General features: G+C 56.3%; 15 protein-coding genes. 7 read left to right on the top strand and 8 right to left on the bottom strand.

The window, feature by feature from the left end; translation table 11 throughout:
- Window positions 1–461: 461 nt before the first annotated feature.
- On the bottom strand, window positions 462–785 hold the full coding sequence (fdxA, locus tag H8S59_RS08090) for a ferredoxin FdxA (protein WP_095093572.1): 324 nt from the start codon (window positions 783–785) through the stop codon (window positions 462–464).
- Between the two features lie 247 nt (window positions 786–1032).
- Window positions 1033–3600 (bottom strand): DNA mismatch repair protein MutS, encoded by a 2568-nt coding sequence (gene mutS / locus H8S59_RS08085; protein ID WP_176469810.1) that lies wholly within the window; start codon window positions 3598–3600, stop codon window positions 1033–1035.
- A gap of 548 nt (window positions 3601–4148) precedes the next feature.
- On the opposite strand from mutS, the gene H8S59_RS08080 reads away from it, so the two are divergent.
- The 3 genes from H8S59_RS08080 to recX all read left to right on the top strand — a co-directional run bounded on the left by H8S59_RS08080 (window position 4149) and on the right by recX (window position 6281).
- Window positions 4149–4649, top strand: coding sequence for a CinA family protein (locus tag H8S59_RS08080; protein ID WP_095093570.1), 501 nt, complete (start codon window positions 4149–4151; stop codon window positions 4647–4649).
- Between the two features lie 93 nt (window positions 4650–4742).
- Window positions 4743–5807 carry a recombinase RecA gene (gene recA, locus H8S59_RS08075; RefSeq protein WP_027901813.1) on the top strand — a complete coding sequence of 355 codons (1065 nt, stop codon included), beginning with the start codon at window positions 4743–4745 and terminating at the stop codon, window positions 5805–5807.
- A 6-nt stretch (window positions 5808–5813) separates the two neighbouring features.
- Window positions 5814–6281 carry a recombination regulator RecX gene (gene recX / locus H8S59_RS08070; RefSeq protein WP_087273962.1) on the top strand — a complete coding sequence of 156 codons (468 nt, stop codon included), beginning with the start codon at window positions 5814–5816 and terminating at the stop codon, window positions 6279–6281.
- A gap of 3 nt (window positions 6282–6284) precedes the next feature.
- On the opposite strand, the gene H8S59_RS08065 is transcribed toward recX, so the two are convergent.
- Complete coding sequence (locus H8S59_RS08065; RefSeq protein ID WP_187521074.1) at window positions 6285–7400, bottom strand: LOG family protein; 1116 nt, start codon at window positions 7398–7400, stop codon at window positions 6285–6287.
- A gap of 460 nt (window positions 7401–7860) precedes the next feature.
- Window positions 7861–8271 (bottom strand): quorum-sensing-regulated virulence factor family protein, encoded by a 411-nt coding sequence (locus H8S59_RS08060; protein WP_095093567.1) that lies wholly within the window; start codon window positions 8269–8271, stop codon window positions 7861–7863.
- Window positions 8272–8509: 238 nt separating this feature from the next.
- On the opposite strand from H8S59_RS08060, the gene H8S59_RS08055 reads away from it, so the two are divergent.
- The 3 genes from H8S59_RS08055 to H8S59_RS08045 all read left to right on the top strand — a co-directional run bounded on the left by H8S59_RS08055 (window position 8510) and on the right by H8S59_RS08045 (window position 10561).
- Complete coding sequence (locus H8S59_RS08055; RefSeq protein ID WP_187521086.1) at window positions 8510–9220, top strand: tRNA-uridine aminocarboxypropyltransferase; 711 nt, start codon at window positions 8510–8512, stop codon at window positions 9218–9220.
- 243 nt (window positions 9221–9463) lie between these two features.
- Window positions 9464–10114: a response regulator transcription factor ErdR gene (erdR, locus tag H8S59_RS08050; RefSeq protein WP_095093566.1), complete on the top strand. Its 651-nt coding sequence runs from the start codon at window positions 9464–9466 to the stop codon at window positions 10112–10114.
- An 81-nt stretch (window positions 10115–10195) separates the two neighbouring features.
- Window positions 10196–10561 (top strand): diacylglycerol kinase, encoded by a 366-nt coding sequence (locus H8S59_RS08045; RefSeq protein ID WP_095093565.1) that lies wholly within the window; start codon window positions 10196–10198, stop codon window positions 10559–10561.
- On the opposite strand, the gene H8S59_RS08040 is transcribed toward H8S59_RS08045, so the two are convergent.
- Window positions 10558–11493 (bottom strand): LysR family transcriptional regulator, encoded by a 936-nt coding sequence (locus H8S59_RS08040; RefSeq protein WP_095093564.1) that lies wholly within the window; start codon window positions 11491–11493, stop codon window positions 10558–10560. The two genes, H8S59_RS08045 and H8S59_RS08040, sit on opposite strands and share 4 nt — an antisense overlap.
- Before the next feature lie 121 nt (window positions 11494–11614).
- Here H8S59_RS08040 and fpr point away from each other — a divergent pair, with 121 nt between their 5' ends.
- Window positions 11615–12394, top strand: coding sequence for a ferredoxin-NADP reductase (gene fpr, locus H8S59_RS08035; RefSeq protein WP_002554680.1), 780 nt, complete (start codon window positions 11615–11617; stop codon window positions 12392–12394).
- A gap of 112 nt (window positions 12395–12506) precedes the next feature.
- On the opposite strand, the gene tsaA is transcribed toward fpr, so the two are convergent.
- The 3 genes from tsaA to H8S59_RS08020 form a co-directional block, all read right to left on the bottom strand.
- Window positions 12507–13211 (bottom strand): tRNA (N6-threonylcarbamoyladenosine(37)-N6)-methyltransferase TrmO, encoded by a 705-nt coding sequence (tsaA, locus tag H8S59_RS08030; RefSeq protein ID WP_187521073.1) that lies wholly within the window; start codon window positions 13209–13211, stop codon window positions 12507–12509.
- A gap of 120 nt (window positions 13212–13331) precedes the next feature.
- A complete protein-coding gene (locus H8S59_RS08025; protein WP_027901804.1) occupies window positions 13332–13793 on the bottom strand; it encodes a YehS family protein in 462 nt (153 codons plus the stop codon).
- Window positions 13794–13859: 66 nt separating this feature from the next.
- Complete coding sequence (locus H8S59_RS08020) at window positions 13860–14570, bottom strand: rRNA pseudouridine synthase (protein ID WP_187521072.1); 711 nt, start codon at window positions 14568–14570, stop codon at window positions 13860–13862.
- Window positions 14571–14697 lie beyond the last annotated feature (127 nt).

Here is a 14697-nt window from a genome sequence, read left to right as displayed (position 1 = left end):
GCTGCTCCTGGTGATTTGCTGAATCCTGGCTAGTCGGTGAGTGACCGGACTTTTTCGCTGTAAGCCATTACTTACGCGTCCTGTAAGTCTTTGCGAAATACCGTGAACAACATCGGCTTATTCGAGCGTAGTAGTTTCCTAAGTATCTGATAAATATGGGTTTTTATTTTTAGGGGTTTGGGTCTGGAAAATCTTGAAAGATTTCACCTACTTGCTCTTGCGGCAAAACTCACTAGTATCAGCACTGTGTCTACGGATGGACACAGGCCGTCAAGGAAGACAGTCAAGGACATCGCAGGACGCGATTCATCAGGATGATGAAAGGGATTAAAAGGATTAGGGAAAAAATGTGGGCGGGTCATACCGCCCCTTTTTTCGTCTGGAGAAAAGTACCGTTCACGCCAGACGCCGCGTACAAAAAAAGCCCCGTAAAGGGGCCTTCTTCCAACAGCCGGGAATTCTTAGCGTTCCAGGTCTGCAATCTTGCCGGTTTTGCCATCCCACTCTTTAGCGTCAGGCAGTGCGTCTTTTCTCTCGGTGATGTTCGGCCAGACGTCCGCGAGCTCGGCGTTGAGTTCGATGAAGTTTTCCATCCCGGCAGGGATCTCATCTTCCGAAAAAATGGCCTGGGCGGGGCATTCAGGCTCGCAAAGCGCACAGTCGATGCACTCATCCGGGTGAATCACCAGGAAGTTCGGGCCTTCGTAGAAGCAGTCCACCGGACAGACTTCTACACAGTCGGTGTATTTGCACTTGATGCAGTTGTCGGTGACGACGAAGGTCATTTCTAATTCTCTCCTCAGGCGGCGACAGCAGAGCCCTTCGGTTTAGGGTTGCCGGGTTCGGGATTCTCCCGCGCCGTGTGAAACACATGCATTAGGTAAACGGCGCTGAATGCAGATCGACTGCACTACACGGCGTTCGACCCTGGGTTCGCTACGTCTCACGCGGCTAGGATCAACTGCTCAGCCAGGCTAAAAGCTGTCAGCGTCTCAAACCGCGCGGGATTCTAACAGCTTGTTACGGTTCTCGTTAGATGCGAGTTTGCAGTGCATATAACAACTCTAGCGCCTGACGTGGCGTAACATCGTCGAGTTTTGCTCTGGAAAGCTCTTCAAGCACCGGATGCGGCAGGCTGGCGAACATGTCGCTTTGCATGGGCGCAGCCGGTTTACCTGCTTTGGGACGAGGTTGCTCGTGGGGCAGGCTGGTGGTCTCCAGTCGATGTAGATGCTCTTTCGCCCGGACGATGACGTTGGCTGGAACCCCCGCCAACTGGGCCACAGCCAGGCCATAGCTCTGACTGGCCGGACCCGGCAGCACCCGATGCAGGAACACGATGCGCTCGTTGTGCTCAGTTGCGTTGAGATGCACGTTGGCGACCAGCGGTTCGCTTTCGGGCAGCACCGTCAACTCGAAATAGTGCGTGGCGAACAGCGTATAGGCGCGCAGTTGGGCGAGACATTCTGCCGCAGCCCATGCCAACGACAGACCGTCGAAAGTACTGGTGCCGCGTCCGACCTCATCCATCAAGACCAGACTGCGATCCGTAGCATTGTGCAGAATGTTGGCCGTTTCGCTCATTTCAACCATGAAAGTCGAACGTCCGCCGGCCAGGTCATCGCTGGAGCCGATACGGGTGAAGATCCGGTCAACCAGCGATAACTCACAACTTGCCGCCGGTACGAAGCTGCCGATATGGGCCAGCAACACGATCAGTGCGGTCTGACGCATGTAGGTGGACTTACCGCCCATGTTCGGGCCGGTGATGACCAGCATACGAGTCTTGTCGTCCAGGTCGAGGTCGTTGGCCACGAACGGCGAGGTCAGCACCTGCTCTACAACCGGGTGACGGCCTTGATCGATACGCATGCAGGGTTCGTCGACGAACTGCGGGCAGTTCAGGTCAAGATTCAGGGCGCGTTCGGCCAGGTTGCTCAGCACATCCAGCTCGGCAAGAGCCGAAGCGGTGTCCTGGAGTGGTGCGAGATGACCAATCAGGTCTTCCAGCAACGCTTCGTACAACATCTTTTCCCGCGCCAGCGCACGGCTTTTGGCCGACAGGGCCTTGTCTTCGAACTCTTTCAGTTCAGGCGTGATAAAGCGCTCGGCACCTTTCAGCGTCTGCCGACGGATATAGTCCGCAGGTGCCTGCTCGGCCTGCTTGCTCGGCAGCTCAATGAAGTAGCCGTGAATCCGGTTGTAGCCAACTTTCAGGTGGGCCAGTCCGGTGCGCGCTTTTTCACGGGCCTCGAGGTCAATGAGGAACTGCCCGGCGTTTTCACTCAGGGACTGCAATTCGTCCAGCTCAGCGTCATAGCCGGTCTTCAATACGCCACCATCGCGGATTACCGCAGGCGGGTTATCAATGACGGCACGTTGCAGCAGGTCGGCCAACTCGGGATAGACACCCGCGATTCTGGCCAGTTGCTGCAGATGCGGCGCTTCAAGTTCGGTCATTGCCACTTGCAGCTCGGGCAGTGCGCTCAGTGCGTCGCGCAGGCGTGCCAGATCGCGTGGCCGGGCGTTGCGCAGGCCGATACGCGCAAGGATTCGCTCGATGTCGCCGATTTCCTTGAGCTGCGGTTGCAGATGCTCGAAGCGATAGCGCTCCAGCAGGCAGGTGATCGACGATTGACGGGCCTTGAGGATCGACAGGTCGCGCAACGGACGATTCAGCCAGCGGGTCAGCAGGCGTGTGCCCATGGCGGTCTGACAGCGATCAACCACCGATTGCAGGGTGTTGTCGCGACCACCCGCCAGGTTGGTGTCCAGTTCCAGGTTGCGTCGGGTGGCACCATCGAGGATGACGGTATCGTCCAGGCGCTCGTGACGCAGGCTGCGCAAATGCGGCAGGGCAGTGCGCTGGGTTTCCTTGGCGTAGCCCAGCAAACAGCCCGCTGCGCCAATGGCGAGGGTCAGGTTCTCGCAGCCGAAGCCTTTCAGGTCCTGGGTGGAGAACTGTTGGCAGAGGCTTTTGAGCGCCGAGTCGCGTTCGAAGTCCCACGGCGCTCGACGTCGCGCGCCACGGCGTTTTTCCGCCGGCAAGCCTTGTGGCCAGTCATCCGGAATCAGCAACTCTACCGGGTTGATGCGCTCAAGCTCCGCCAGCAGGTTTTCCCAGCCCTTGATTTCCAGCACGCTGAAATTGCCACTGGTGATGTCCATCACCGCCAGGCCGAACAAGCGTTCATCACCCAGGACGGCTGCGATCAGATTGTCGCGACGCTCGTCCAGCAGGGCTTCATCGCTGACGGTGCCGGGAGTGATGATCCTTACCACCTGGCGGTCTACGGGACCTTTACTGGTCGCCGGGTCGCCGACCTGTTCGCAGATCACCACGGATTCACCGAGCTTCACCAGCTTGGCCAGATACCCCTCGGCGGCGTGATATGGAATCCCGCACATGGGAATGCTCTGACCTGCAGACTGACCCCGGGCTGTCAGGGTGATGTCCAGCAATTTGGCGGCCTTCTTCGCGTCTTCGTAGAAGATTTCGTAGAAATCGCCCATGCGGTAGAACATCAACTGATCGGGATGCTGATTCTTCAGCCGCCAGTACTGTTGCATCATCGGGGTGTGGGAAGAGAGATCGGAAATTGCTTTATTCATCAGATAGTTAGGCAAGTTCGTTAGAAAGATGGGGCAAATTCGGAGGCGTGCCTGATATCCCCTTGGGGCTAACAGGTCGGTAAGTCCGTACGTTTTGCGATGGGCGCAAGATTACCACGCGAGGCTTCGCGACGCAGGTCCGCTGCAAAACGGCTTATTCGTCACGGCGCGTTTCCGCGTGCCCACAGATCGGAAATCGCTGTATAGACTTTGCTGCGTCGCCTCTCAATCCCGAGCAGAGGCTTATGAAAAAGGAATTTTATATGGCTAACAAACGTGGAAGGGATTCCGGAAGCGGGCGTTTCATTCCGATCGAAGAGGCTCGTCGTCGCCCCAAGGAGACGACTGTCGAAACCATCAGGAAACCGCACTGCCCGAAACCGAAAGACAAATGATTGTTCCAGGGAAGCGGTCGCTATCGGCCGCTTCTGCTTGCACCTTGAAAACGCTCGTGTACGGTGATGGGTCAGCTGGCTCTCTGTATCCGGCGTTCTGTTACATAGCTTTCTTTTTTACTTATCTAAAGGAAAAGCACCTTGGATGAAATCACCCGGCTTGCGGCAACCCTGGGCAAGCATCTGCAATCAATCAAGGCTCAGGTGACTACCGCCGAATCCTGCACGGGGGGTGGCATTGCCGAGGCGATCACCCGGATACCCGGTAGCTCAGCCTGGTTTGAAGCCGGATATGTCACTTACTCCAATCATCAGAAAAATCTCCAGCTGCAAGTTCCAGAGGAGCTTTTTGTCCGCGTCGGGGCAGTCAGTGAGGAGGTGGTGAGTGCCATGGTGTCGGGTGCGCAGCGTCACAGCGGGGCACGGTTTGCCGTGGCAGTCAGTGGTGTTGCCGGACCAGATGGTGGGTCGATCGACAAACCGGTTGGCACGGTATGGCTGTGCTGGGGTGTGGGTGAACAGCTGATTTCCCGGCGCGAACAGTTCGCCGGAAACCGCGACGAGGTGCGCCGACAAACGGTGAAGGCCGCGCTAGAAGGGCTGATCCAGCTTGTCAGTGCAGAAATACCAACTCAGGGGTAGGCGCGGGCTCAACCCTGTGGAATAATACTGGCTACTTATACAGGTGTTGTGGCCGTCAGGCCCCTAATTGAATTTGATTACGTGAGGACTTCAATGGACGACAACAAGAAGAAAGCCTTGGCTGCGGCCTTGGGTCAGATCGAGCGTCAATTCGGTAAAGGTGCCGTAATGCGCATGGGTGACCATGACCGCCAGGCGATTCCTTCTATCTCCACTGGTTCGCTCGGACTGGACATCGCGCTGGGTATTGGCGGTTTGCCAAAAGGCCGGATCGTTGAAATCTACGGTCCGGAATCTTCCGGTAAAACGACGCTGACGCTTTCGGTTATCGCACAGGCCCAGAAAATGGGCGCTACCTGTGCATTCGTCGACGCCGAGCACGCGCTTGATCCAGAATACGCAGGCAAGCTGGGCGTCAATGTTGACGACCTGCTGGTTTCGCAGCCGGACACCGGCGAGCAGGCACTGGAAATCACCGACATGCTGGTGCGCTCCAACGCCATCGACGTGATCGTGGTCGACTCCGTTGCCGCTCTGGTGCCAAAGGCCGAGATCGAAGGCGAAATGGGTGACATGCACGTGGGTCTGCAGGCTCGTCTCATGTCTCAGGCGCTGCGTAAGATCACCGGCAACATCAAGAACGCCAACTGCCTCGTTATCTTCATCAACCAGATTCGTATGAAGATCGGCGTAATGTTCGGTAGCCCGGAAACCACTACCGGTGGTAACGCGCTGAAGTTCTACGCCTCGGTACGTCTGGACATTCGTCGTACAGGTGCAGTGAAAGAGGGCGACGAAGTCGTCGGCAGTGAGACCCGTGTCAAAGTCGTCAAGAACAAGGTGGCTCCGCCGTTCCGTCAGGCCGAGTTCCAGATTCTTTACGGCAAGGGTATCTACCTCAATGGCGAGATCATTGATCTGGCCGTGCTGCATGGTTTCGTAGAGAAATCCGGTGCCTGGTATAGCTATCAGGGCAGCAAGATCGGTCAGGGTAAAGCCAACTCGGCCAAGTTCCTGGCAGATAACCCGGAAGTCGGTGCCACCCTCGAGAAGATGATTCGCGAAAAGCTGCTGACCCCAGGTGTTGATACCAAGTCCGAAGCCTCTCGTGCACCAGCGCCAGCTGATGACATGGCCGAAGCTGACGTCGATATCTGATAGATCATGTCAGCGGTACTTGATACACCCGTCGCCGTAAGGCGCACCGCAATGGACCTGCTCGCACGACGCGAGCACGGTCGTGTCGAGCTGACGCGCAAGCTGCGTCAGCGCGGCGCAACGCCTGAACTCATCGAACCAGCCCTCGACCGTCTTGTGGAAGAAGGACTGCTGTCCGAAGCTCGCTATCTCGAAAGTTTTGTCTCCTACCGTGCACGCTCGGGTTACGGTCCTGCGCGTATTCGTGAGGAACTGAATCAGAGAGGACTGCAGCGGGCGGAAGTCGAGCAGGCGATTCGGGAGTGTGGTTTCAACTGGCAGGAAAAGATGCATGAGACCTGGCAGCGCAAGTTTGCCGGGCAGTTGCCAGTAGATGCCCGGGAGCGTGCCAAACAGGGGCGCTTTCTGAGCTATCGCGGTTATCCAATGGATATGATCGGCCGCTTGTTGAGCGGCCGTGGCGAGGATGACTGAGCCTCAGGTTTCTTCTGAAGACTCGGATTCCCGGATCTTCAACTCTGCTCTTGGCTGAATCCAGTTTTCCGACAGGTTGATGTAGTCCACCAATTCCCGCAAACGCCCTTGATTGCGTCCACTGAACGTGAAAACCAGACGCGTCAGATGGCTGAAGTCCGCCTCGTGCTCTTCACCCTGATATTCGTGTTGCTGAAAATCTTCAGCCAGACGCAGGTCGGCGAAGGCTTCCTGCATATGCCCAAGGGCCTGCTCGGTGAGTGGGTGATGCATTCGGATAATGAATTTGTTCTTCAGCCAACGGCTTGAATGGAAGTTGCTGTAGAACTGATGAATCTCCTCAACCGCCTCTTCGGCGCTGTAGACCAGACGCATTAGCTTCATGTCGTTGGGCAAAATATAGCGATTGTCTTCCAGCTGATTCTTGATGAAGTCCAGTGCGCTCTGCCAAAAGCTTCCGCCGGGCACATCCAGTAATACGATAGGCACCAGTGGGCTTTTACCCGTCTGAATCAGCGTCAGTACTTCAAGCGCTTCATCAAGCGTGCCGAATCCACCTGGACAAAGCACCAGCGCATCGGCCTCTTTGACGAAGAACAGCTTGCGGGTAAAGAAGAAATGGAAGGGCAGCAAGTTGCCGGTCCCTTCCACCGTCGCATTGGCGTGCTGCTCGAAGGGCAGGGTGATGTTGAAGCCCAGGCTGTGATCGAGGCCGGCGCCTTCGTGGGCCGCGGCCATGATGCCGCCACCTGCACCGGTGATGACCATCAGATCTGCTTTGGCCAGCAGTGCGCCAAGCTCTTTGGCCAGCGCATACAGTGGATGCTCAACCGGCGTGCGCGCCGAGCCAAATACCGTCACCTTGCGACGTCCGCGGAATTGCTCAAGTACCCGAAAAGCATTGTCCAGTTCACGCAAGGCCTGCAGGGTGATTTTGGCGTTCCAGCGATTGCGGTCGTCCTGAGCCATGCGCAGCACAGTGAGCATCATGTCGCGGTAAAGAGGAAGGTTCGGGCTGTTGGGTGCAACCAGATTGATCTGTTCTTCGATCTTGCTGGTGAGGTCGTTACCGTTGCTTTGAAAGTGATTGCTTAACAGGTCGTTGGGTACATAAGGCATTAATGGCTTCTCCGTGCGCGAAATCATCGCTTCAGCTCGTACCGTCGTCTGAAGCGTGACGCTTATTCCAATTCGATAATGTGCCTAGCCTGCCTGGAACTGGCAACGTTTGTTTATGGCATAAAATTTCCGCTGGTCGAACCGGGATGGGGCGGATGGAATAGAGGACACGCGTAGCACTGGCGGGCAGTGGCGGAGAATCTGTAGGCGCTGCCGAAGGCTGCGAATATCTGCGTGTCAGAAATAACGCTTTCGCAGCCTGCTGCAGCTCCTATCAAACAATATTGAAGTATCGATTTGGAATGATTTTTACTGTAGGAGCGAGCTTGCTCGCGATAGCGTCAGATCAGACGATGATTTATCGAATGAAAAATCAAATCGCGAGCAAGCTCACTCCTACAGGGTCCCCGAGCTCCGCTACAGCGCGGCGTACTCTTACAGGACAAGATTTGGTAAGTTCTTACTTCTTGACCGAACAGTCGCTGGCCTTGAAAACCTGGCTGGTCACCGGACGGTTGGTCTTGTACTCGGTGAACTGATACTTCAGTACCGCGCCTTTGGTCATCAACTGGCGATAGCCGTTGTTATGACAAACACTGTTACCCAGTTGATTACGAACCGCATCAGGATTGGCGCGCATTTGCTGGGCCTGGCCTTCACGAACACTCAAATGATTGATCAGCTGGTTGCCATCAACCGTGTAGCCCTGATCGAGAATGTCCTCATTGATAGCCCGTGGCGTGCCGACGCTGCTTTCTTTCGCAACTTTTTCGAGCATCTTGCTCAGTTCGAAATCCTGCTTCGACGCCGCCTGGGCGAAGAATGGGGCAGCAAGCAGCAGCGTGAGGGTGGGGACAGTTAGGCGCAGCATTAAATTCTCCTGATTCAGTGACTGGCCCGTTGGACCGGTGACTTGGACGTATGTTCAGCAGGCAGCAAAGCTGGATGCGCGTGAATGGGGGAGAAGTATAAGGATGACGGGCAGTGAAAGCGATTCATCCATCGACAGTGCAGGCGGGATGGGGCGCTGCTCTGGTAAACTGCGCGGACTATTCACCCCGCCGGGTTACTTCAGTGTTCACGCTCCCCATTCATCGGCGCATGCCTTCATGAGTCATGCCGTTTCTCGCCTGCGCGACCGCCGACTGGCGCAGAGTACCAAGCCGTTTATTGCCCGTGGGTCGCGTGCGCCCCGTTGCAATCGGTGTCGGGTCATCCCCGATTACTGTCTGTGCGGGTGGAAGCCCAATGTGGCTGCAAACTCGGCCATGTGTTTACTGATGTATGACACCGAGCCGCTGAAGCCAACGAATACCGGCTGGTTGATTGCCGATGTGATCGACGACACCCATGCGTTCGGCTGGTCGCGTATCGACGTTGATGAGCAATTAATGGCGTTGCTGGATGATCCTCAATGGCAGCCTTACATCGTCTTCCCGGGCGAGTTTGTTGCTCCAGAACGGGTGGTCAATCAAGTCGTACCGGAGGAGGGCAAGCGCCCGTTGTTCATTTTGCTGGACGCGACGTGGACCGAAGCGCGCAAGATGTTTCGCAAAAGTCCTTACCTGGAGCGTTTTCCGGTACTCAGCCTGGAACCGGAACAGATGTCCCGTTACCGTCTGCGCCGCTCTAAACGTGACGATCATTTCTGCACCGCGGAAGTGGCTGCGCTGTGTCTTGAGCTGGCTGGCGATACGCAGGCCAGCGGTGTGCTGGATGCCTATCTGGATGTATTTACCGCTCACTATCTGGGCGCGAAGTATCAAAAAGCCATCGATTCAGACGACGTCCCCCATACTCACCTGAAGGCTTTTCTCTGACGAGATAAGGTTGCGCCGCGAGTTACCCGCAGATGAGCGCACAATAACAGCAGTTGGCGGCCGGGTTAATGCTTGACCACCCCGGTTTCGCTGGGCATGCTGGCGCCGCGTAGAGAGCCGGACACTTGCTTTTTGCCCGGTCAGGTTCGCGCTTTGTGTTGTTACAAGCGTCTGCTGGCATCTGCCCATGCGTTGCTGGGTGCTGAATGGATCGGCGCTCACTTGATAAGTACAGGAACACCCATGACTTACGAAATCCTGATTGCCGATGACCATCCGCTGTTTCGCAGCGCGTTGCATCAGGCGTTGAGCCTTGGCCTTGGTCCGGATGTGAGGCTGGTGGAGGCCGATAGCATTGCTCAGTTGGAAACCTGTCTGGGCGAGAAGGCTGACTGGGATCTGGTGTTGCTGGATTTGAACATGCCGGGCGCCTATGGCTTTTCCGGTCTGGTGCTGCTGCGCGGACAATACCCGCAGATCCCGGTGGTAATGGTGTCGGCTCAGGAAGAAGCTGCGATTGTTGTCAGGTCTCGTGAATTTGGTGCCAGTGGTTTCATTCCAAAGTCGAGCCCGCTTGAGACCATTCAAAAGGCGGTACGCACGGTTCTTGAAGGGGATGTCTGGTGGCCGCCACAGGTTAACGAAACCGTCAGCGTTTCTGATGAAGCCAAGGCCGCGAGCGCTGGCCTGGCCAGTTTGACGCCTCAGCAGTTCCGCGTACTGACCATGGTCTGTGAAGGGTTGCTTAACAAACAGATTGCCTATGAGCTGACCGTGTCTGAAGCAACGATCAAGGCCCATGTCACGGCGATTTTCCGCAAGCTGGGAGTCCGCACCCGGACCCAGGCCGCGTTGCTTCTGCAACAACTGGAATCCATTTCCCCGAACGGGTAATTAAGCGTACTGCAGGCGTTCACATTTTTTTGATCTGTCCTGAATTAGCTTCCATCATCTTTTTTGCACAGCAGCCTATCTATGTCTCCTTTCAAAGGCCAAACGGGCCTGAAACGTATTCTGAATGCCGCCGGTTATTCGTTCGATGGGCTGTCTGCCGCTTTCAAGGGTGAAGCTGCATTTCGACAATTGGTGCTCCTCAATGTAATCCTTGTGCCCCTGGCTTTTATAGTCGACGTCAGCAAGGGCGAGCGGGCACTGTTGATCGCTGTCTGCCTGCTGGCGTTGATCGTTGAACTGCTGAACTCTGCGGTCGAAGCTGCCATCGACCGCATCTCGCTGGATCTGCATCCCCTTTCGAAGAATGCCAAGGACATGGGCAGCGCTGCCCAGATGGTCTCGCTGACAATGATCGCCGCGGTCTGGGTATTGATTCTGTTCGGTTAAGTCACCGGGTACATGCTTGGCAGCACGATTTCGTCGCTGCGTTTTACGCCTTCGGTCAATGAGCGGCACAGGTCGAGAAACTCGCGCATGGCAGAAGTCTGGTACTTCTGCTTGTGCCAGATGAAGTAAAACTCTCGCGACAAGTCCAGCTCCGGTGTTTCCACTGCCACCAGGCTGCCACGCCGAATCGCATCCCTGAGCGCCAGTCGCGAAATACAACCAATCCCCAGACCCGACTCCACGGCACGTTTGATGGCTTCGGTGTGTTCCAGCTCCAGACGCACATTCAGCGCATTACGATGGTGACGCATTGCCTGATCAAACGTCAGGCGGGTTCCTGAGCCTTGTTCGCGCAGAATCCATGCTTCTTCAGTCAACTCTTCCAGGCTGGCATGTCCGCGTTTGGCCAAAGGATGCTGAGGGGCGCAGAACACCACCAGTTCATCCTCGACCCAGCGCTGCACCTCAATATCTGGATGAGTGCAGTCACCCTCGATCAGACCCAGGTCAATTTCGTAGTGAGCAACTTGCTGCACGATATGCGCAGTGTTCTGCACATGCAGTTTGACCTGGCTTTCCGGGTGGCGCTGCATGAAGCTGCCGATCAGCAGGGTCGCCAGATAGTTGCCAATGGTCAGGGTTGCGCCTACTGCCAGTGAGCCGAAGCCGGACTTGCCATTGAGCAGGTCCTCGATCTCTTTGGCCTGGTCCAGCAGGGCGACCGCCTTGGGGAGCAGCTGTCGTCCGGTGGCATTCAGGCTCAGGCGTTTGCCTGCCCGATCGAACAGTTGGCAACTGGACTGGCGCTCCAGTTCGGTGATGGAGGTACTGGCCGCCGATTGCGATAGCGACAGGAGGATCGCCGCACGGGAAACGCTTTCCTGCTGGGCGACGGCTACAAAAACCTGGAGTTGACGTAAAGTAAATCGCATATCTATATAACCGATTACCCATATCTTAATAATTCATTTAACAGATATTGTGCTTCCCACTAGAATACTGCGCAATAGCGTTCCTCCCCGGCGCAAGCGAATTTCAGGAGTTTTCACGTAAATGAGCAACATGAACCACGAGCGTGTTCTAAGCGTCCACCACTGGAACGACACACTCTTCAGTTTCAAGTGCACCCGCGATCCAGGTCTGCGTTTCGAGAACGGTCAGTTCGTCATGATTGGTCTGCAGCAGCCAAACGGTCGCCCGCTCATGCGCGCCTACTCGATCGCCAGCCCGAACTGGGAAGAGCATCTCGAATTTTTCAGCATCAAAGTACCTGATGGTCCCCTGACTTCGCAGTTGCAACACTTGAAGGAAGGCGATGAGATCATCATCAGCAAAAAGCCTACGGGCACGCTGGTTCTCGACGACCTCAAGCCGGGCAAGCATCTTTACCTTCTCAGCACCGGTACTGGTCTGGCGCCGTTCATGAGCGTCATTCAGGACCCTGAAACCTATGAGCGTTTCGAGAAAGTCATTCTGTGTCACGGCGTGCGTTATGTGAATGAAGTCGCTTACCGCGAATTCATCACCGAGCACCTGCCACAGAACGAGTTCTTCGGCGAAGCGCTGCGCGACAAGCTGATCTACTACCCAACCGTTACGCGCGAGCCTTTCGAGAACGAAGGTCGTCTGACTGACCTGATGCGCAGCGGCAAGCTGTTCAGCGACATCGGTCTGCCACCGATCAACCCTCAGGACGACCGTGCCATGTTGTGTGGTAGTCCAAGCATGCTCGATGAAACCAGCGAAGTGCTCAACAGCTTCGGTCTGACGGTTTCTCCGCGCATGCGCGAGCCAGGCGATTATCTGATCGAGCGTGCATTCGTCGAGAAGTAAACGCTGAAATTACGGAGTGGAGTGTGTTCGCACAATCCGCTGAAGTGACAAGAAAACCGCCTGGGGGTCACGGACCAGGCGGTTTTTTTGTGGGCGCAGATAAGTGGTCTGATCAGGCGTTGGCCAGCACCACTTCAAGCACCTTGATGACGCCGGGCTCGGGGTAGTGCCAGCGCACGTCCAGGTCCCAGAACTGCGCGCCATAGCGGCGTTCCGGGGGCGGTGTCTGATAGGCCGGGCGAGGGTCCTGCGCCAGGCATTGCTCGACCAACTCGATAAGCGGCTCATCCAGACGCAAACCGTGCTCGTAGGCCTGCTTCAAGGCTGACTCCTCCCAGTTCACAGGAATAAGTGCAGGGGCGGCGCTCGCAATTGCGTTGGTGGCGTTCGCTACATTGTCGGCGTAAGGCACGTAGGGCTTGATGTCGAGTACTGGAGTGCCGTCCAGCAGGTCGATCCCTGACAAATACAGACGCCCCGCTTCGACTTTGTCCAGTTTGACCACCGACTGGCCGATGCCATTCGGACGGTGGGTAGCGCGGGTCGCGAATACACCCATCGACTGATTGCCGCCTAGCCGTGGTGGGCGCACTTTCAGGCGTGGTTTGTCTTCCAGGGCCAGATGAAACAGGAACAGCAACCAGACATGGCTGACGTGTTCCAAGCCCTGCACCGCATCGCCCTGATCGAACGGCGCGACCAATTCCAGCACGCCACGAGCCGCCGGAGCCAATTGCGGCTGACGCGGGATGGCGAACTTCTCCTTGAAGCAGGACCGGACAAATCCGATGGGGGAGATGTTGTAGGAGTCAGTCATGGATGTGCGGAATCAGGCATCCGGTAGGAGCGAGTTGTTCGCGAGGCGCGGTATCGCAAAACACTGCCTCGCGAACAAGTTCGCTCTTACCGGGTGCGTATTGATTCAGAGTCACTGGGGTCAAGGACGAACCCGCAGGGTCAGGCCCTTGAGGAAGTTGCGCAGCAACTGGTCGCCACACGTACGGTAGTTGCTGTGACCGAATTTGCGGAACAGTGCGCTCAGTTCGGGTTTGGATACCGGGAATTCCACGGACTTGAGGATTGCATGCATGTCCTCTTCTTTAAGCTCGAAGGCAACGCGCAGTTTCTTCAGCACGGTGTTGTTGGTGACGGGCAGTTCGACTGGCTGAGGCGGACGGCTGTCGTCCTTGCCGCGCTTGAAGATCACCAGACCATCCAGGAAGTGCGCCATGATTTCATCGCTGCAATTCAGATAGCCTTCTTCCTCTTCCTTCTTGGTGAAGGCGATGACATCAGCCTTGGAAATCTCCATTCCGCCGAGCTTTGTGATGTCGACAATCTTGCCGTCGCTGATATCAAGCATGTAGCGCACGCTGCGCAATACGTCGTTGTTCATCATGATGCGTAAATCCTGATAAGGCTGGGGTCACGGTGCATGAGCGGGTCATGCAGCATTGAACTGAATTTAGAACTTCTCTTTGGAAGTCATGTAGCGCCATTGGGCTTCGGGCAGCTTGCCCATGGACACGCCGCCAATGCGGATACGGCGGACTGAAACGATCTTCAGGCCCACGGCTTCACACATTTGGGCGATAACGCCGGGCTGAGGGTTTTTCATCGCGAAACGCAGGCGGTTCTCGCTCTGCCAGCTGGCTTTGACCTTGGGCAGTTCGGCACCTTTGTAAGTCATGCCGTGATTGAGGCGGTTGAGACCGTGGGCGACCATCTCGCCGGAGATTTCCACCACGTACTCTTGCTCGATCTTGCTGCGATCATCGGTGAGCTTACGGAGGATCTTCCAGTCCTGACTGAACACCATCAGGCCGCTGGCATTGGCCTGCAGGGTCGATATGGGTTCCAGGCGCAGAAAGTGCCCCTTCAACGGACGTTTGCCGAAGCTGTGCTCTTCCGAGAGGGTGGCGGGGGTAATCAGCGCCAGAGCGTCGGCTTCGCTGAGGGCGGCCGGTTTGTGGAAGATGATGGTCACCGGCTCGGGGGCATCAGCCTTGGCTTCGCGATCAAGGACGACGGTTTCGATATCAACCTTGTACTGTGGTTCATCGATGACTTTACCGTCCACGGTGACCCAGCCGCCTTCGATATACAGCTCAGCCTCCCGACGGGAGCAGCCGGTCAGTTCGATCAGGCGTTTGGAGAGGCGGATGGGTTCTGACATGACAAAAAAGCCGTTACTTGAGAGAAAGGCCGACATTGTACCCGTGCCCGCCCGGTTAATCGCGGCAACATTGCAAATGGCTTGTAATCGGGTCGTTGTGCTCGCGGCTAAAGCCGCTCCTATCAAC

Origin of the sequence: Pseudomonas folii, from assembly GCF_014357575.1 — a bacterium.
In the GTDB taxonomy this organism is placed as follows: Bacteria; Pseudomonadota; Gammaproteobacteria; order Pseudomonadales; family Pseudomonadaceae; genus Aquipseudomonas; species Aquipseudomonas folii.
The sequence above is the reverse complement of the archived record's forward strand: the minus strand, read 5'-3'. Positions and strand labels throughout refer to the sequence as shown.

Coding starts and splice junctions, on each gene's coding strand:
- fdxA (WP_095093572.1), bottom strand. CDS start 785: ATGACCTTCGTCGTCACCGACAACTGCATCAAGTGCAAATACACCGAC.
- recA (WP_027901813.1), top strand. CDS start 4,743: ATGGACGACAACAAGAAGAAAGCCTTGGCTGCGGCCTTGGGTCAGATC.
- recX (WP_087273962.1), top strand. CDS start 5,814: ATGTCAGCGGTACTTGATACACCCGTCGCCGTAAGGCGCACCGCAATG.
- H8S59_RS08065 (WP_187521074.1), bottom strand. CDS start 7,400: ATGCCTTATGTACCCAACGACCTGTTAAGCAATCACTTTCAAAGCAAC.
- H8S59_RS08060 (WP_095093567.1), bottom strand. CDS start 8,271: ATGCTGCGCCTAACTGTCCCCACCCTCACGCTGCTGCTTGCTGCCCCA.
- H8S59_RS08055 (WP_187521086.1), top strand. CDS start 8,510: ATGAGTCATGCCGTTTCTCGCCTGCGCGACCGCCGACTGGCGCAGAGT.
- erdR (WP_095093566.1), top strand. CDS start 9,464: ATGACTTACGAAATCCTGATTGCCGATGACCATCCGCTGTTTCGCAGC.
- H8S59_RS08045 (WP_095093565.1), top strand. CDS start 10,196: ATGTCTCCTTTCAAAGGCCAAACGGGCCTGAAACGTATTCTGAATGCC.
- H8S59_RS08040 (WP_095093564.1), bottom strand. CDS start 11,493: ATGCGATTTACTTTACGTCAACTCCAGGTTTTTGTAGCCGTCGCCCAG.
- fpr (WP_002554680.1), top strand. CDS start 11,615: ATGAGCAACATGAACCACGAGCGTGTTCTAAGCGTCCACCACTGGAAC.
- tsaA (WP_187521073.1), bottom strand. CDS start 13,211: ATGACTGACTCCTACAACATCTCCCCCATCGGATTTGTCCGGTCCTGC.
- H8S59_RS08025 (WP_027901804.1), bottom strand. CDS start 13,793: ATGATGAACAACGACGTATTGCGCAGCGTGCGCTACATGCTTGATATC.
- H8S59_RS08020 (WP_187521072.1), bottom strand. CDS start 14,570: ATGTCAGAACCCATCCGCCTCTCCAAACGCCTGATCGAACTGACCGGC.